The following is a 17,346-nucleotide window of genomic DNA, read 5'->3' as shown; positions in this document are numbered from 1 at the left end:
CTGCGCGTGACTGTCGTTTTGCAGTAACACGCGTGATGCATGCTTGCGGCCTGGCCTAGTCCAGGCCGTTTTTATTTGCGTCTCAGATGCTTAGCGAAATAGCGGGCCGACTAAGCTCAGAAGTTAAAACTTGTAAGTCCAAGGTAAATAGCCGGTAAAGGCGCTTTTCTTAATGCGCCCCAGTGCTTATCTTTCAGCCTCCCAAAGAAGAAGCTCTCGCGCCCAATGGTTGATCAATCCATGCAATCCTCCCCCCGTAAGTCCCGCCGCTGGTTGTTCGGCCTGTTTGTGCTGCTGGTCATCGCCGGCCTGTGCTGGAAGTTCTGGCCTGGCAGCAGCCACAAGGACGCCGCCGCACCGAAGTCGGAAGGCCGCGCCGGCAAGTCGGGGATGATGCGGCCGGGCTTTGGCGGCTCCACCGGCCCGATCCCGGTGCGCGTGGCGCCGGCGGTGCAAGGGGAGTTCCCGGTGTACTACAAGGCATTGGGCACGGTCACCGCCCTCAATACCATCAATGTACGCAGTCGGGTGGGCGGTGAGTTGGTGAAGATCGCCTTTGAAGAAGGGCAGATGGTCAAGGCCGGCGACCTTTTGGCGGAAATCGACCCGCGCAGTTACCAGAACGCCTTGCTTCAGGCCCAGGGCACGCTGTTGCAGAACCAGGCCCAGTTGAAAAACGCCCAGGTCGATGTGCAGCGTTATCGCGACTTGTATGCCCAGGACAGTATTGCCAAGCAAACCCTGGACACTGCCGAAGCGCTGGTCCTGCAATACCAGGGCACGGTCAAGACCAACCAGGGCGCGGTAGACGACGCCAAACTCAACCTCGAATTCACCAAGATCCGCGCCCCCATCAGTGGGCGAGTGGGCTTGCGTCAGGTCGACGTGGGCAACCTGGTGTCCGCCAATGACACCACCTTCCTTGCAGTGATCACTCAAACCCAGCCGATCAGCGTGGTCTTCACCCTGCCGGAAAACACCCTCGACACCGTGCTCGCCCGCTTTCACGCCGGCAACCAGCTGCCCGTGGAAGCCTGGGACCGTGGCGACGTAAAGAAACAGGCCGTCGGTGTGTTGCAGAGCCTCGACAACCAGATCGACGTCACCACCGGCACCCTGAAGTTCAAGGCGCGCTTCGATAACAAGGATCAGGCGCTGTTCCCCAACCAGTTCGTCAATGTGCACCTGCTGGCCGATACCCTGCATAACGTGGTGCTGGCACCGTCCGCCGCGATCCAGTTCGGCAATAACGGCACCTTTGTCTACAAGCTCGACGGCGACAAGAAGGTCAAGATGCAGCCGTTGGTGGTCGGTGATTCCGATGGCGACAACACGGTGGTCAAGGAAGGTCTGGTCGCCGGTGACCGTGTGGTGCTGGAAGGCACCGACCGCTTGAAGGATGGCAGCGAAATCGAAGTGGTCAACGACAGCAGCGAAGTGCCGACGACCCCGACCGAGCACCTGCAAGGCAAACCCGCAGCAAAGGAGAAGACCGGTGCTGACGCCGGCAAGGCGCAAAAGGTCGATTCATGAACCTGTCGCGGCTGTTTATCCTTCGCCCGGTCGCCACCACCCTGAGCATGCTGGCCATTGTCCTGGCCGGCATCATCGCTTATCGCTTGCTGCCGGTATCGGCATTGCCCCAGGTGGACTACCCGACCATCCGGGTGATGACCCTGTACCCCGGCGCCAGCCCGGACGTGATGACCAGCGCCGTCACCGCGCCCCTGGAGCGCCAGTTCGGCCAGATGCCCGGCCTGACCCAGATGGCATCCACCAGCTCCGGCGGCGCGTCGGTGCTGACCCTGCGTTTCAACCTCGACATCAATATGGATGTCGCCGAGCAACAGGTACAGGCCGCGATCAACGCCGCCACCAACCTGCTGCCCAAGGATCTGCCGGCACCGCCGGTCTATAACAAGGTCAACCCGGCGGACACTCCGGTACTGACCCTGGCCATCACCTCCAAGACCATGTTGCTGCCCAAGCTCAATGACCTGGTCGATACGCGCATGGCGCAGAAAATTGCCCAGATCAGCGGCGTCGGCATGGTCAGCATCGCCGGTGGCCAGCGCCAGGCCGTGCGCATCAAGGTCAACCCTGAAGCGCTGGCGGCCAACGGGTTGAACCTGTCGGACGTGCGCACCCTGATCGCCGCGTCCAACGTCAACCAGCCCAAGGGTAACTTCGACGGGCCGACCCGTGTGTCGATGCTCGACGCCAACGACCAGTTGGTCTCGCCGCAGCAATATGCCGAACTGATCCTGGCCTACAACAATGGCGCGCCGCTGCGCCTGAAAGACGTGGCACAGATCGTCGACGGCGCCGAAAACGAGCGTCTGGCCGCCTGGGCCAACGAAAACCAGGCCGTGCTGTTGAATATCCAGCGCCAGCCGGGCGCCAACGTGATCGAAGTGGTGGACCGCATCAAGGCGCTGTTGCCGAGCATCACCGACAACCTGCCGGCCGGCCTCGATGTGACGGTGCTGACCGACCGCACCCAGACCATCCGTGCTTCCGTCACCGACGTGCAACATGAACTGCTCATCGCCATTGCCTTGGTGGTGATGGTGACCTTCCTGTTCCTGCGCCGGTTCAGCGCCACGATCATTCCGTCGATCGCCGTGCCGCTGTCGCTGGTCGGCACCTTTGGCGTGATGTACCTGGCGGGCTTCTCCATCAACAACCTGACGCTGATGGCCCTGACCATCGCCACCGGTTTCGTGGTGGACGATGCGATCGTGATGCTGGAGAACATTTCGCGTTATATCGAGGAGGGCGAGACGCCGCTGGCGGCGGCACTCAAGGGGGCCAAGCAGATCGGCTTCACCCTGGTCTCCCTGACCCTGTCGCTGATTGCGGTACTGATTCCGTTGCTGTTCATGGCCGATGTAGTCGGGCGGCTGTTCCGTGAATTCGCCATTACCCTGGCGGTGGCGATCCTGATTTCCCTGGTGGTGTCCCTGACCCTCACGCCGATGATGTGCGCGCGTTTGCTCAAGCGCGAACCCAAGGAAGCCGAGCAGGGCCGCTTCTACAAGGCCAGCGGCGCCTGGATCGACTGGCTGATCGAAGCCTATGGGCGCAAATTGCAGTGGGTGCTCAAGCATCAACCGCTGACCTTGCTGGTGGCCGTCGCCACCCTGGGCTTGACGGTATTCCTGTACCTAGTGGTGCCCAAAGGCTTCTTCCCGGTACAGGACACCGGAGTGATCCAGGGGATTTCCGAGGCACCGCAGTCGATTTCCTTTGCGGCCATGAGCCAGCGCCAGCAGGAATTGGCCAAAATCATCCTGGCTGACCCGGCGGTGCAAAGCCTGTCGTCCTACATTGGCGTGGATGGCGACAACGCCACCCTCAACAGCGGCCGCTTGCTGATCAACCTCAAGCCCCATGGGCAGCGCAACTTGAGCGCGGCCCAGGTGATTACCCGCCTGCAACCGCAAATCGACAAGTTGGTGGGGATCCGTCTGTTCATGCAGCCGGTGCAGGATCTGACCATCGAAGACCGCGTCAGCCGCACGCAATACCAGTTCAGCATGTCCTCACCGGACGCCGAGCTGCTGGCGTTGTGGAGCGACAAACTGGTGCACGCCCTCAGCCAACTGCCGGAGCTTACCGACGTCGCCAGTGACCTGCAGGACAAGGGTTTGCAGGTGTTCCTGGTGATCGACCGCGATGCGGCCTCGCGCCTGGGCGTCAGCGTGTCGACCATCACCGATGCGCTCTACGATGCGTTCGGCCAGCGGCAGATCTCCACCATCTACACCCAGGCCAGCCAATACCGCGTGGTCTTGCAGGCGCAATCCGGTGAAACCCTGGGCCCGGCGGCGCTGAACCAGATCTACGTGAAAACCACCGATGGCGGCCAGGTGCGGCTGTCGAGCCTGGCCCATGTGGAACAGCGCCAGGCCCAACTGGCGATTGCCCACATCGGCCAGTTCCCGGCGGTGATGATGTCGTTCAACCTGGCCCCTGGCGTCGCGTTGGGCAAAGGCGTGGAACTGATCAACCAGACCCAGAAGGACATCGGCATGCCGATCGGCGTGCAGACCCAGTTCCAGGGGGCGGCCCAGGCTTTCGAAGCGTCGCTGTCGAGCACCTTGCTGCTGATCCTGGCGGCGGTGGTCACCATGTATATCGTGCTGGGCGTGCTGTACGAGAGCTACATCCACCCGATCACCATTCTGTCGACCTTGCCGTCGGCCGCCGTGGGGGCCTTGCTGGCGTTGCTGCTCAGCGGCAATGACCTGGGCATGATCGCGATCATCGGCATCATCCTGCTGATCGGTATCGTGAAAAAGAACGCGATCATGATGATCGACTTCGCCCTCGACGCCGAACGCAACCAGGGCCTGGACCCAAAGACGGCGATCTATCAGGCGGCGCTCTTGCGTTTTCGGCCGATCCTGATGACCACCCTGGCTGCGTTGTTCGGCGCGGTGCCGCTGATGCTGGCCACCGGCTCCGGTGCAGAGTTGCGCCAGCCGCTCGGGCTGGTGATGGTCGGTGGTTTGCTGGTGAGCCAGGTCCTGACCCTGTTCACCACGCCGGTGATCTACCTGTACTTCGACCGCCTTGGCCGCCGCTGGCGCAAAGAGCCGCAAAGCCTGGAGCCGGTTGAGTCATGAACCTGTCCGGACCTTTCATCCTCAGGCCGGTCGCCACCATGCTGCTGAGCCTGGCGATCCTGTTGCTGGGCGGCGTGAGTTTCAACCTGTTGCCGGTGTCGCCGCTGCCGCAGATCGACTTCCCGGTGATCGTGGTGTCGGCCAGCTTGCCCGGTGCCAGCCCCGAGGTGATGGCATCGACCGTGGCGACGCCGCTGGAGCGTTCGTTCGGCGCGATTGCCGGCATTACCACCATGAGCAGTTCGTCGAGCCAGGGCTCTACGCGGGTGATCCTCGCATTCGACTCCGGGCGTGATATCAACGGCGCCGCACGGGAAGTGCAGGCGGCGATCAACGCCTCGCGCAACCTGCTGCCCAGCGGCATGCGCAGCATGCCGACCTACAAGAAGATCAACCCGTCGCAGGCACCCATCATGGTGCTGTCGCTGACCTCCGATGTGCTGCAAAAGGGCGAGCTGTACGACCTGGCTTCGACCATCCTGTCCCAGAGCCTGTCCCAGGTGCCGGGTGTGGGCGAAGTGCAGATCGGTGGCAGCTCCCTGCCTGCGGTGCGTATCGAGCTTGAGCCCAAGGCCCTCGACCAGTATGGCGTGGCCCTGGATGACGTGCGCAACACCATCGCCAATGCCAACCAGCGCCGGCCCAAGGGCTCCCTGGAAGACAGCGAACGCAACTGGCAGATCCAGGCCAACGACCAGTTGGAAAAGGCCAAGGACTACGAGCCGCTGCTGATCCGCTACCAGAATGGCGCTGCCCTGCGCCTGGGCGATGTGGCCAAGATCAGTGATGGCGTGGAAGACCGCTACAACAGCGGCTTCTTCAACAATGATGCGGCGGTGCTGCTGGTGATCAACCGCCAGTCCGGCGCGAACATCATCGAGACGGTGCGCCAGATCAAGGCCCAGTTGCCGGCCTTGCAAGCGGTGCTGCCGTCCAGCGTCAAGCTCAACCTGGCCATGGACCGCTCGCCGGTGATCACCGCCACCTTGCATGAAGCCGAGATGACCTTGCTGATTGCGGTGGCCCTGGTGGTGCTGGTGGTGTACCTGTTCCTGGGTAACTTCCGCGCCTCGCTGATCCCGACCCTGGCGGTGCCGGTGTCGTTGGTGGGGACCTTTGCGGTGATGTACCTGTTCGGCTTTTCGCTGAACAATTTCTCGCTGATGGCGCTGATCCTGGCCACCGGGCTGGTGGTGGACGATGCCATTGTGGTGCTGGAGAACATCTCCCGGCATATCGACGACGGCGTGCCGCCGATGAAGGCGGCCTACCTGGGCGCCCAGGAAGTCGGCTTTACGTTATTGTCGATGAACGTGTCGCTGGTGGCGGTGTTCCTGTCCATCCTGTTTATGGGCGGTATCGTCACCAGCCTGTTCCGTGAGTTTTCCATCACCTTGTCCTCGGCGATCATCGTGTCGCTGGTTGTGTCGCTGACCTTGACCCCGATGCTCTGCGCCCGTTGGCTCAAGCCCCATGTCAAAGGGCACATGACCGGTTTGCAGCGCTGGAGCCAGCGGGTCAACGACCGCATGGTCGCGGCGTATGCCACCAGCCTGGACTGGGTGTTGCGTCATCGGCGCCTCACGCTGCTGAGCCTGTTGATCACCGTCGGGGTGAACATTGCGCTGTACGTGGTCGTGCCCAAGACCTTCATGCCGCAACAGGACACCGGCCAGTTGATCGGTTTTGTGCGCGGTGACGACGGGCTGTCGTTCGGCGTGATGCAGCCGAAGATGGAGACCTTCCGCAAGGCCATCCTCAAGGACCCGGCCGTGCTCAGCGTGGCCGGGTTTATCGGCGGCAACAACGGTACCAATAACGCGGTGATGCTGGTGCGCCTCAAGCCTATTGCCGAGCGCAAGATCTCGGCCCAGGCGGTCATCGAGCGTTTGCGCAAGGATGTACCGTTGGTGCCGGGCGGGCGCCTGTTCCTGATGGCCGACCAGGACCTGCAATTTGGCGGCAGCCGTGACCAGAGCAGTGCGCAGTATTCCTACATCCTGCAAAGCGGGGATCTGGCCGCGTTGCGCACGTGGTTTCCGAAAGTGGTGGCGGCGTTCCACTCACTGCCGGAACTGACGGCCATCGACGCCCGTGAAGGCCGTGGCGCCGCGCAGGTGACGTTGATCGTCGACCGCGACCAGGCCAAGCGCCTGGGCATCGACATGAGCATGGTCACGGCGGTGCTGAATAACGCTTACAGCCAGCGGCAGATTTCCACCATCTACGACAGCCTCAACCAGTATCAGGTGGTGATGGAGGTCAACCCGAAATACGCCCAGGACCCGATCACCCTCAATCAGATGCAGGTGATCACCTCCACGGGCGCGCGGGTGCCGTTGTCCACCATCGCTCATTACGAAAACAGCCTGGCCGCCGATACCGTGCGGCATGAGGGCCAGTTCGCTTCGGAAAACATCGCCTTCGACCTGGCGCCTGGCGTGACGGTGGAGCAGGGCACTGCCGCCATCGAACGAGCGGTGGCCAAGGTCGGTTTGCCGGAAGATGTGATCGCCAAGATGGCCGGCACGGCCGATGCGTTTGCGGCGACCCAGAAGGGCCAGCCGTTCATGATCCTCGGCGCGTTGGTAGCGGTGTACCTGGTGTTGGGCATTCTGTATGAAAGCTACATTCACCCCCTGACGATCCTGTCGACCTTGCCGTCGGCGGGGGTGGGCGCATTGCTCTCCATCTATTTGCTGGGCGGCGAATTCAGCCTGATCTCCTTGCTGGGGCTGTTCCTGTTGATCGGGGTGGTGAAGAAAAACGCGATCCTGATGATCGACCTGGCCCTGCAACTGGAGCGCCATGACGGCATGAGCCCGCTGGAGTCGATTCGCAGCGCCTGCCTGTTGCGCCTACGGCCGATCCTGATGACCACGCTGGCCGCCATCCTCGGTGCCTTGCCGTTGCTGCTCGGCGCCGGCGATGGCGCGGAAATGCGCCAGCCTCTGGGCCTGACGATCATCGGCGGGCTGGTGTTCAGCCAGATCCTGACCCTTTACACCACTCCGGTGGTCTACCTCTATCTCGACCGCGCGCGCCACCGTTTCAACGCCTGGCGCGGCGTGCGTACCGATGCTGCCTTGGACACTGCGCTATGACCGATTCAACCTTTGCCCAATTGGCCATGAGCATGCCCCGTGGTTCCCGCCTGGCCGGCCTGGTGCTCTGCGGCGCTTTGCTCAGCGCCTGTGCCATCGGCCCGGACTACAAGCGCCCGGACGTTGCCGAGCCCGCGCAATTCAAGCAAGCCCAGGGCTGGCGCCAGGCGACCCCCAGCGACGCCCTGGCCCGTGGGGCCTGGTGGGAGTTGTACGGTGATCGCCAACTGAATGAGCTGGTGGAACGCCTGAATAATTCCAACCAGACCGTGGCCCAGGCCGAAGCGCGTTTTCGCCAGGCCCAGGCCCAGGTGCGCAGCGCCCGCGGTGCGTTTTTCCCCACGGTTGACTTGAGCGTCGGGAAAACCCGCGCCAGCCAGGGCACCGGCAGCAGCAGCGCCAGCCTCAGCAGCTCCAGCAGCGGCATCCGCGACACCCTCAACGCCCAACTGGGGGTGAGCTGGGAGGCGGATGTGTGGGGCAAGCTGCGCCGTGGCCTGGAGGCCAACGAAGCCACCGCCGAGGCCAGCTCGGCGGACCTGGCGGCGATGCGTTTGAGCCAGCAGTCAGAGCTGGTGCAGGACTACCTGCAACTGCGCGTCATGGATGAACAGACCCGTCTGTTGCAAGCCACGCTGGAGACTTACCAGCGCTCGCTGAAAATGACCGAAAACCAATACCGCGCCGGTGTGTCGGACAAGGCGGCCATCGCCCAGGCGCAAACCCAGCTCAAGACCACCCAGGCCAGCCTGATCGATCTGATCTGGCAGCGCGCGCAGCTGGAAAATGCCATCGCCGTATTGATCGGCGAAGCTCCGGCCAACTTCAACCTGGCGGTGAGCAAGAGCATTCCGACGCTGCCGCAGGTGCCGGTCAGCGTGCCTTCACAGTTGCTTGAGCGTCGCCCGGACATTGCCTCCGCTGAACGTTCGGTAATCGCCGCCAACGCCAATATCGGTGTGGCCAAAGCCGCTTACTACCCGGATTTGACGCTGAGTCTGGCGGGCGGTTATTCCAGCAGCACCTATGCTGACTGGATCAGCCTGCCTAACCGCTTCTGGTCGGTGGGGCCGAAACTGGCCATGACCCTGTTCGATGGCGGCCAGCGCTCGGCGGAAGTCGACCGTACCGTGGCCTCTTATGATGAGACCGTGGCCAAGTATCGCCAGACGGTGCTCGATGGTTTCCGTGAAGTCGAAAACTACATGGTGCAGTTGAAGGTGCTGGAAGACGAGGCGGTGGTCAGCAACGAAGCGCTGCAATCGGCCCGCGAATCGCTGCGCTTGACCGAGAACCAGTACAAGGCAGGGCTGATTGGTTATCTGGATGTGGTCACGGTGCAGGCGACAGCCTTGAGTAATGAACGCACCGTGTTGACCTTGCTGCAGACTCGGTTGGTGGCGAGTGTGCAGTTGATAGCGGCGTTGGGCGGGGGATGGGATGGGCATACGTCGGCAGAGGGCAAGGACTGATAGGGGCCGAACCGTTGTTGCGGTAACGGGGCCCCGGCGGCCGGCTTTTTGGAGCGACTGGAATGTAGAAGCGAGCTTGCTCGCGAAAAACCTCAACGATAACGCGGGTTGCCTGAATGAACGCGGTGCCTGTGAATTCTTCGCGAGCAAGCTCGCTCCTACAGGGGCAAATGCCACTAGTGGCATTTTGACGATTAAGCGAGCCGCCGATAATTTTTCTCGCTACAATCGCCGCCTTTTCCATCTGGTACGGGTTTTTTTCAGCCCCGTCGGTTCTGAGAAAACCCATGCTCATCGGTAGTTATTCTCCCTCTTTGGTGGTGATCTCCCTGTTCGTGGCGATCCTGGCGTCCTATACCGCACTGGACATGGCCGGCCGCATCGCGACCACCCAGGGCCGTGCGGTGTATTTATGGATGACCGGCGGCGCATTGGCGATGGGCGTGGGGGTGTGGTCCATGCATTTTATCGGCATGCTGGCTTTGCGCCTGCCGTTTGCATTGGGATTCGACGTCGAGATCACCGCGCTATCGTTGCTGATTGCGGTCTTGTCCAGCGGCTTTGCCCTGTGGCTGGTCAGCCAGCAACGCCTGCCTGTTTGGCAACTGGGGTTCGGTGCGTTGGTGATGGGCGCGGGCATCAGCAGCATGCACTACACCGGGATGGCGGCCATGCGCATGACCCCGGGTATCGACTACGACCCCAGCCTGTTTGGCGCGTCTTTGCTGATCGCCGTGGTGGCCTCGGGCGCTGCGTTGTGGATCGCCTTCAACCTGCGGCGCAATACGCCCTATGTCCGCTTGGCCCGCGCAGGCGCGGCGGTGGTCATGGGGGTGGCCATCGTCGGCATGCACTACACCGGAATGGCGGCCGCCCAGTTTCCCGAAGACAGTTATTGCGGCGCCGCATTGTCGGGGTTGAGTGGCAAAGGCCTGGATAATCTGGTGCTGGTCACCAGCCTCTCGGTACTGATCATCGCCTTGTTGACCTCCTTGCTAGATGCTCGCCTGGAGGCACGTACCGCCGTGCTGGCCGACTCCCTGACGCAGGCCAACCAGGAACTGACCCACCTGGCCTTGCACGACATGCTCACCGGGTTGCCCAACCGCATGTTGCTTTCCGACCGCATCCAGCAAGCGATGCAGACGGTGAACGAGCAAGGTGGCTGCTTCGCGTTGATGTTTATCGACCTGGACGGTTTCAAACCGGTCAACGATGCCTTCGGCCACCACATGGGGGACCAGTTGCTGCGCGAAGTGGGTGTACGCTTGCGCGAAGACCTGCGCAGCCAGGACACCCTGGCCCGTATCGGTGGCGATGAGTTCGTGCTGCTGGTGCAACTGATGCAACCGGACGACGCCATGAGCCTGGCCGCGCGCCAGGTCGACCTGATCAACCGGACGTTCAGGGTGGCCGAGCATGACCTGCAGATTTCCGCCAGCGTCGGTATCGCGTTGTTCCCGGGCAATGGCAATAGCCCCGAAGACCTGTTGATGAACGCCGATGCCGCCATGTATCACGCCAAGGGCATGGGCAAGAATGGCTACAGCTTCTTCGATGTCTCGATGAACACCAATGCGCGCAAACAACTGCAGTTGTTGCAGGACTTGCGCAACGCAATCGAACAGCAGCAGTTGCGCCTGCATTACCAGCCCAAATTCGATGCGCTCAGTGGTCGGGCGGTGGGTGCCGAAGCCTTGCTGCGTTGGGAGCATCCGCAACAGGGCTTGTTGTTGCCCGCCACCTTTATCGAATTGGCGGAAAAGACCGGCTTGATCATTCCCATCGGTGACTGGGTGCTCAATGAAGCCTGTCGGCAGATGGCCCTCTGGCGCGCCGAGGGCTATCAGGATTGGCGGATCGCGGTGAACCTGTCGGCATTGCAGTTCTGCCATGCCGGGTTGGTCAAGAGTGTGGCCGCCGCCCTGGCCCGTCACCAATTGCCGGCCAACAGCCTGACCCTGGAAATCACCGAGACCACCGCGATGAGCGACGCCGATGCCAGTATGGCGGTATTGCAGCAGCTCTCGGACATGGGCGTCGACCTGTCCATCGATGACTTCGGCACCGGCTATTCCAGCCTGATGTACCTCAAGCGCCTGCCGGCCAACGAGTTGAAGATCGACCGTGGGTTCGTGCGTGACCTGGAGCACGACAGCGACGATGCGGCGATCGTCTCGGCGATCGTCGCGCTGGGCCAGGCCCTGGGGCTGCGAATCGTTGCCGAAGGCGTGGAAACGGATGTTCAGCAAAGCTTTCTGACGCGCCTGGGCTGCAACGCTCTGCAGGGCTACTTTTTGGGCCACCCGTTACCGGCCGACAGGTTCATGGCGGATATCCGGCGGGCCGAAGACGCGGCAGCGCCTGACAAGAACGAGGTGTGACAGGTATTCTGGATTCAACCCTAAACGTTTGGTTGAATCAGGAGGCAGCACCCATGGATAAAGTCGTCATTATCACCGGAGGTAGCCGAGGGATCGGCGCCGAGACGGCACTGTTGGCTGCCCGGCAGGGTTATCGCATCTGCATCAACTATCAGTCGGATGAAGCCGCGGCCCTGCGCGTGCTGGAACAGGTCCGCGCGCTAGGGGTACAGGCGATCGCCGTGCGGGCGGATGTCAGCATTGAAGATGAGGTGATCGCGCTGTTTCATCGCGTGGATACCGAGCTGGGCCGTGTCACCGCGCTGGTCAACAACGCCGGTACCGTGGGGCACAAGTCGCGGGTCGATGAGATGTCCGAATTCCGCATCCTGAAAATCATGAAAACCAACGTGCTGGGCCCGATCCTGTGTGCCAAGCACGCGCTGCTGCGCATGTCGCCAAGGCACGGAGGGCAGGGCGGCAGTATCGTCAACGTGTCTTCGGTGGCGGCGCGGCTGGGTTCGCCGGGTGAGTATGTCGACTATGCGGCGTCCAAGGGCGCTCTGGATACCTTCACCATTGGCCTGTCAAAGGAAGTGGCGGGCGAGGGCATTCGCGTCAATGCGGTGCGCCCCGGCTACATTTTCACCGACTTCCATGCCCTCAGTGGCGACCCGGACCGCGTCAGCAAGCTGGAGTCCGGTATCCCGATGGCCCGTGGCGGGCGCCCGGATGAGGTGGCGGAGGCGATTATCTGGCTTTTGTCGGATAAAGCGTCCTACGCCACCGGTACGTTTCTCGATTTAGGCGGTGGCCGGTAAGGCCGCTCAACCTCAGGAATGTAAAGGCTTCAATACTGAATAGCCTTTGATGGAAAACTCTTTCAGTACGCTGGCTTCCGAGTTATCCACGGTGCTGAAGCCATTGCTGGAAAAGCCATCAATCTGCCCGTTGCGGCTATGGCTCTTGTTCAGTTGGCGGTCGTCCAGGTTATCGATGAACCGCAATACCTTGTCCAGGTCGTACGCCGCGTTAGCCCTGGCCTCAGGATCGGTGTTGGCGGCTGTCCAGTCGCCGACCTGCTGTTTCAGGTCATCGAGCAGGTGATAATTGTCGCGGTTGTCCAGAAAGTTCCTCAGTACAGGACTCCGATCGATGATGGTGTCCGCCGAGCGATGATCACCGTTGGGGCGTCCCATCGGGCCGGTCATTTCACGGACTTGTTTCTGTTCCTCTGCGCGCATGTAGTTGGGAGGAATCGGAAGTGACCTGAGGTAGCTAGGTGAAGAAACAGTCATGGGAAGTCTCAGCTTTCAATGAAGGATTACCCACCCTTTGATGTGGGATGGGCGTGCTTCCTTATGTGGTTCATTTCGCAATGTGGTTCCCGTTCAAAACGACCGCACAATCTTTCCCAACGTCTCCATGGCCTTCTCTGAAGCCTCGGTCCAGGGGCTGCCGTAATTCAAGCGGATACAATTTCTGAAACGCTGGGTTGCCGAAAAAATCGGGCCCGGCGCAATGCTGATGCCTTGGGCCAAGGCCATCTGGAACAGCTTGAGCGAATCGGTCTGCTCCGGCAGTTCCAGCCACAGGAAATACCCGCCGGCCGGTTGGCTGACCCGCGTCTGTGCGGGGAAGTAGCGGGCGATGGCGGCCAGCATGGCACTCTGCTGTTCTTCCAGGGCGTAGCGCAATTTACGCAGATGTCGATCATAGCCACCGTGTTGCAGGTAGTCGGCAATGGCCGCCTGCGCCGGCATGGAGGGGCACAGCGAGGTCATCAGCTTCAAGCGCTCGACCTTCTGTGCAAAGCGCCCGGCCGCCACCCAGCCGACGCGGTAGCCCGGCGCCAGGCTCTTGGCAAACGAGCCGCAGTGCATCACCAAGCCTTCGGTGTCGAAGGCTTTCGCCGGTTTGGGCGGCTGTTGCCCGTAGTACAACTCGGCGTAGACATCGTCTTCGATCAACGGCACCTGGTGGCTGCGCAACAGTTCCACCAACGCCTGTTTCTTGGCTTGCGGCAGTGTCGCGCCCATGGGGTTCTGAAAGCTGGTCATGGTCCAGCAGGCTTTGATCGGGTAGCGCTCCAGGCTTTGTGACAAGGCATTGAGGTCGATGCCGTCACGCGGGTGCACGGGGATTTCCACGGCCTTGAGTTTCAAGCGTTCCAGCACTTGCAGGCAGGCATAGAATGCGGGCGCCTCGATGGCTACCAGGTCGCCCGGTTCGGTCACGGCTTGCAGGCAGAGGTTCAGGGCTTCGAGGGCGCCGTTGGTGATCAGCAACTCCTCCATGGGCAGCATCAGGCCGCCGACCATGTAGCGCAGGGCAATTTGCCGACGCAGTTGCGGGTTGCCCGGCGACATGTCGGTGACCACCAGGCGCGGGTCCATTGCACGGCTGGCGCTGGTCAGGGAGCGCGCCAGGCGTGGCAGTGGAAACAGCATGGGGCTGGGGAAGGCCGAGCCGAAGGGCACGGTATTCGGGTCCTTGATGGAGTCGAGTACCGAAAATACCAGTTCGCTCACATCCACTTCGGTGGACTCGTGCACTTGTTCGCTCACGACCGGTTCGGAAAACGGGCGGGGGGCGTGGGTGTTGACGAAGTAGCCCGAACGCGGCCGTGCGCGGATCAGCCCGCGGCGCTCCAACAGGTAGTAGGCCTGGAACACGGTGGATGGGCTGACGCCGTAGGTCTGGCTGGCATAGCGCACCGATGGGACGCGCTGGCCGGGGCCGAGGACGCCGGTGCGGATCAGTTCTGCGATGTCGTCGGCGAATTTTTCGTAGCGTTTCATGGGGGCCTTGGGTGGTTTTTTAGAATGAGCACGGCTAAAGGTGTGGGACGGGGCTTGCTCCCGGTGCCAAGTTGAAACCTGTGGCGAGGGAGCTTGCTCCCGTGGCGGTCTGTCAGCCGACCGGGATGTGGGTCGTGTACATATCCATTGCTGCGGTAACGGCGGCTTAGGGTTCCGCCCTTACGGCGGGTCACTTTTGGAAGAGCGCCAAAAGTAACCAAAAACGCTTTGCCCCACCACTCGGCACCTCGCTCAGGCTCGGTGTGCCCGAACACTGGGTTTTCATCGGTTCATCGGCGCCACAAAGCGGCTATCGGCGGCGCTATGGATCCAGGGCTCGTCGATGTCCGTCACCTTGAAGCGCAGGGTCTGCGAGCTGGTTGTCGGTTTGTCCGCCAGCAGGACCACCGACACCGGTATATCGCTGATTTCCCCCGGTGCCAGGCTGATCTCGGTCTTGCCTTGCAGCTGGAAGCCTGCGGCGTCTTCCAGTTCCAGGCGGTAGTCCTGGCGCTGCTGGGTCTTGTTGATGACCTTGAGGCTGTAGATGTTCTCGATCAAGCCCTGGCTGTTCTCGCGGAACATGCCACGGTCCTTGGTGACATCCAGCGACACCATCGGCCGCCCCACCAGGGCCACCACCAGTGCGGCGATCATCACCAGCAGCACGGCACTGTAGCCGATCAGGCGCGGCCTGAGCAGGTGGGTTTTGCCGCCTTGCAGTTGATGTTCAGAGGTGTAGCTGACCAGGCCACGGGCATAGCCCATTTTGTCCATGATCGAGTCGCAGGCGTCGATGCACGCCGCGCAGCCGATGCATTCCATTTGCAAGCCGTCGCGGATGTCGATGCCGGTGGGGCAGACCTGTACGCACAGCTGGCAGTCGATGCAATCGCCCAGCCCGACGTCGGAGGGTTTGACCTCGCGTTTGCGCGGGCCACGGTGTTCGCCACGGGCCGAATCGTAGGAAATGGTCAGGGTGTCTTTGTCGAACATCACACTCTGGAACCGCGCATAGGGGCACATGTGCATGCACACCGCTTCGCGCAGCCAGCCCGCGTTGAGGTAGGTCGCGCCGGTAAAGAACAACACCCAGAACAGACTGACCCCGCCCATTTGCAGACTCAGCAGTTCGGCGGCCAGGGGGCGGATCGGTGTGAAATAGCCGACAAAGGTCAACCCGGTCAGCACACTGATGCCCAGCCATAAGGTGTGCTTGGCCGAGCGCCGCGCCAGTTTGTTGAGACTCCAGGGCGCCGCCTGCAGCTTGATGCGCTGGTTGCGTTCGCCTTCGGTGACCTTCTCGCACCACATGAACAGCCAGGTGAACGAACTCTGTGGGCAGGTATAGCCGCACCACACACGACCGGCGAATACGGTGATGGCAAACAGCCCAAAGGCGCAGATGATCAGCAACGCCGACAGCAGGATGAAGTCCTGGGGCCAGAAGGTCGCACCAAAAATGTGGAATTTACTCTCCGCCAAGTCCCATAGCACCGCCTGGCGCCCACCCCAGTTCAGCCACACGGTGCCGAAAAACGCCAGGAACAGAAAGCCCGCACCGGCCATGCGCAAGGTGCGGAACAGGCCGGTGAAGCTGCGGGTATGGATCAGGTTGTCGCTGGATTTGGCCTTCACCTTCTTTGGGTGGATGGGCTCAAAGGTTTCCACGGTAGGGATTCTTTCGCTCATGGTCGTTCGCTCATCAGCCTCCATCAGGCCAATGAACTATGCGCGTGGCGCTGTTTGCATAACAGACTCAGCTATGGCGATAAAAAGCGGATCAGATGGGCTGTGATGCAACGTCTGCGACAATCTGCTGCACCCAGTGCCATGCACAGTGCAGCGGTGATTCAGTGCAGCTGGATGCAGATCAGTCAAATCACCGAATCATCATCCGTCGCCTTCACATGCTTGCGACCATCCTGGGCGCCTGCGACGGTCAAGGCATCCGCCTCAGCTTCGGTGATGTAGAGGCGCCGGTCATCGAGTTGCACATAGGACATGGACTTTGCGCTGTCTGTGCTCACGGTCACGTCGGCGGCGTCGAGACGTTGCTCCTGGCCGCTTTCGTCGATCTTGAAGTAACAGGTCTGGTGTTCGATACGGACGGGCATGCTGATTTCCTTTTTTTACCCCGGATAACCTTTAGGGCTAGCGGTTTGCCTGGGGTTCAAGGCAACTGACTGGCGGTCGCTGCTGTCCATCCGGTAACCATCATAAAAAAAGGACAAGCTTAATGGACACGTGGTTGCACGAAGTGTGGCGCACCCTGTTGGCCGAGTTCGCCGATATCGGCGATGCCAGGCAGCTCACCCAAGTCACTGTACGGCTGGTGATTGCCGCGATCCTGGGGGGCATCCTCGGCTTTGAACGGGAACAAAAAGGCAAGGCGGCCGGGGTCCGCACTCACATGCTGGTGGCCTTGGGCGCGGCCTTGTTCGTGCTGGTGCCGCAGATGTCCGGCAGCCAGGCGGACGCCATGAGCCGGGTACTGCAGGGGGTCATTGCGGGGATTGGCTTTCTGGGGGCCGGCACCATTCTCAAGGGCAAGGAAGATGAGGAGGGCCAGCACGTCAAAGGGCTGACCACCGCCGCGGGCCTGTGGATGACCGCCGCGATTGGCGTGGCGGCGGGGATGGGGCGTGAGTCCACGGCGGTGCTCAGTACGCTGTTGGCCCTGGCGGTGTTCAGCATCATGCCGCGGATCGTCAAGCTGTTGGAGAAGGACTGACGATTACCGGCGGCATAATGGTCGGCGGTTCTTCCACCGGCGGCGGCTGGGTTTCCGGTGGTTCTTTCTCCGGGATCGGCTCCGGCTCTGTCGGTGGAAGCGTCGGTTTGTCGATATTCGGGTCCGGGGTTTCCGCTGGGATCGGGATAGTCATCGGTGTGGCCTCCTTTGTGCTTTGCTCTATCGGTGGACAGCCACCCGGGCGAATTGATTCCCCGCCCGATGGCGGCATATCCGCCTG

General features: G+C 61.7%; 12 protein-coding genes. 7 read left to right on the top strand and 5 right to left on the bottom strand.

Features of this window, described 5'->3' with window-relative positions:
- Positions 1 to 225: 225 nt before the first annotated feature.
- From ACQRBT_RS23910 to ACQRBT_RS23885, 6 genes are all read left to right on the top strand, one after another.
- Entirely contained in the window at positions 226 to 1,533 is a 1,308-nt protein-coding gene (locus ACQRBT_RS23910) for an MdtA/MuxA family multidrug efflux RND transporter periplasmic adaptor subunit (protein ID WP_412046834.1), read from the top strand.
- Positions 1,530 to 4,631: an MdtB/MuxB family multidrug efflux RND transporter permease subunit gene (locus ACQRBT_RS23905; RefSeq protein WP_412046835.1), complete on the top strand. Its 3,102-nt coding sequence runs from the start codon at positions 1,530 to 1,532 to the stop codon at positions 4,629 to 4,631. The genes ACQRBT_RS23910 and ACQRBT_RS23905 overlap by 4 nt, the downstream gene beginning before the upstream one ends.
- Positions 4,628 to 7,735, top strand: coding sequence for an efflux RND transporter permease subunit (locus ACQRBT_RS23900; RefSeq protein WP_060757046.1), 3,108 nt, complete (start codon positions 4,628 to 4,630; stop codon positions 7,733 to 7,735). Before ACQRBT_RS23905 ends, ACQRBT_RS23900 begins: the two co-directional genes overlap by 4 nt.
- Complete coding sequence (locus ACQRBT_RS23895) at positions 7,732 to 9,207, top strand: efflux transporter outer membrane subunit (protein ID WP_060757045.1); 1,476 nt, start codon at positions 7,732 to 7,734, stop codon at positions 9,205 to 9,207. Before ACQRBT_RS23900 ends, ACQRBT_RS23895 begins: the two co-directional genes overlap by 4 nt.
- Before the next feature lie 287 nt (positions 9,208 to 9,494).
- Complete coding sequence (locus ACQRBT_RS23890; protein WP_244383684.1) at positions 9,495 to 11,591, top strand: putative bifunctional diguanylate cyclase/phosphodiesterase; 2,097 nt, start codon at positions 9,495 to 9,497, stop codon at positions 11,589 to 11,591.
- Between the two features lie 53 nt (positions 11,592 to 11,644).
- Positions 11,645 to 12,391: an SDR family oxidoreductase gene (locus tag ACQRBT_RS23885; RefSeq protein ID WP_412046836.1), complete on the top strand. Its 747-nt coding sequence runs from the start codon at positions 11,645 to 11,647 to the stop codon at positions 12,389 to 12,391.
- A 12-nt stretch (positions 12,392 to 12,403) separates the two neighbouring features.
- Here the strand turns inward: ACQRBT_RS23885 and ACQRBT_RS23880 are convergent, their stop codons facing one another.
- From ACQRBT_RS23880 to ACQRBT_RS23865, 4 genes are all read right to left on the bottom strand, one after another.
- Positions 12,404 to 12,868, bottom strand: a complete 465-nt coding sequence (locus tag ACQRBT_RS23880) for a hypothetical protein (RefSeq protein ID WP_412046837.1) — start codon at positions 12,866 to 12,868, stop codon at positions 12,404 to 12,406.
- Between the two features lie 93 nt (positions 12,869 to 12,961).
- Positions 12,962 to 14,371 carry a GntR family transcriptional regulator MpaR gene (gene mapR / locus ACQRBT_RS23875; RefSeq protein WP_412046838.1) on the bottom strand — a complete coding sequence of 470 codons (1,410 nt, stop codon included), beginning with the start codon at positions 14,369 to 14,371 and terminating at the stop codon, positions 12,962 to 12,964.
- Positions 14,372 to 14,653: 282 nt separating this feature from the next.
- Positions 14,654 to 16,063, bottom strand: coding sequence for a cytochrome c oxidase accessory protein CcoG (gene ccoG / locus ACQRBT_RS23870; protein ID WP_161550226.1), 1,410 nt, complete (start codon positions 16,061 to 16,063; stop codon positions 14,654 to 14,656).
- Between the two features lie 185 nt (positions 16,064 to 16,248).
- A complete protein-coding gene (locus ACQRBT_RS23865) occupies positions 16,249 to 16,488 on the bottom strand; it encodes a DUF3203 family protein (protein ID WP_060757040.1) in 240 nt (79 codons plus the stop codon).
- Between the two features lie 122 nt (positions 16,489 to 16,610).
- On the opposite strand from ACQRBT_RS23865, the gene ACQRBT_RS23860 reads away from it, so the two are divergent.
- Positions 16,611 to 17,105: an MgtC/SapB family protein gene (locus tag ACQRBT_RS23860; protein ID WP_090371370.1), complete on the top strand. Its 495-nt coding sequence runs from the start codon at positions 16,611 to 16,613 to the stop codon at positions 17,103 to 17,105.
- Here the strand turns inward: ACQRBT_RS23860 and ACQRBT_RS23855 are convergent.
- Positions 17,083 to 17,259 carry a hypothetical protein gene (locus ACQRBT_RS23855; RefSeq protein ID WP_412046839.1) on the bottom strand — a complete coding sequence of 59 codons (177 nt, stop codon included), beginning with the start codon at positions 17,257 to 17,259 and terminating at the stop codon, positions 17,083 to 17,085. The genes ACQRBT_RS23860 and ACQRBT_RS23855 overlap by 23 nt on opposite strands.
- Positions 17,260 to 17,346 lie beyond the last annotated feature (87 nt).

It is taken from the genome of Pseudomonas sp. R19M, assembly GCF_050312585.1.
Lineage (GTDB): Bacteria > Pseudomonadota > Gammaproteobacteria > Pseudomonadales > Pseudomonadaceae > Aquipseudomonas > Aquipseudomonas palleroniana.
This window is presented reverse-complemented; position numbering and strand designations above follow the sequence as displayed.

Excerpts from the sequence above, each read along its gene's own strand:
- ACQRBT_RS23900 (WP_060757046.1), top strand. The coding sequence starts at position 4,628 with ATGAACCTGTCCGGACCTTTCATCCTCAGGCCGGTCGCCACCATGCTG.
- ACQRBT_RS23860 (WP_090371370.1), top strand. The coding sequence starts at position 16,611 with ATGGACACGTGGTTGCACGAAGTGTGGCGCACCCTGTTGGCCGAGTTC.
- ACQRBT_RS23910 (WP_412046834.1), top strand. The coding sequence starts at position 226 with ATGGTTGATCAATCCATGCAATCCTCCCCCCGTAAGTCCCGCCGCTGG.
- ACQRBT_RS23905 (WP_412046835.1), top strand. The coding sequence starts at position 1,530 with ATGAACCTGTCGCGGCTGTTTATCCTTCGCCCGGTCGCCACCACCCTG.
- ACQRBT_RS23880 (WP_412046837.1), bottom strand. The coding sequence starts at position 12,868 with ATGACTGTTTCTTCACCTAGCTACCTCAGGTCACTTCCGATTCCTCCC.
- ACQRBT_RS23855 (WP_412046839.1), bottom strand. The coding sequence starts at position 17,259 with ATGACTATCCCGATCCCAGCGGAAACCCCGGACCCGAATATCGACAAA.
- ACQRBT_RS23885 (WP_412046836.1), top strand. The coding sequence starts at position 11,645 with ATGGATAAAGTCGTCATTATCACCGGAGGTAGCCGAGGGATCGGCGCC.
- ACQRBT_RS23865 (WP_060757040.1), bottom strand. The coding sequence starts at position 16,488 with ATGCCCGTCCGTATCGAACACCAGACCTGTTACTTCAAGATCGACGAA.
- ACQRBT_RS23890 (WP_244383684.1), top strand. The coding sequence starts at position 9,495 with ATGCTCATCGGTAGTTATTCTCCCTCTTTGGTGGTGATCTCCCTGTTC.
- mapR (WP_412046838.1), bottom strand. The coding sequence starts at position 14,371 with ATGAAACGCTACGAAAAATTCGCCGACGACATCGCAGAACTGATCCGC.
- ACQRBT_RS23895 (WP_060757045.1), top strand. The coding sequence starts at position 7,732 with ATGACCGATTCAACCTTTGCCCAATTGGCCATGAGCATGCCCCGTGGT.
- ccoG (WP_161550226.1), bottom strand. The coding sequence starts at position 16,063 with ATGAGCGAAAGAATCCCTACCGTGGAAACCTTTGAGCCCATCCACCCA.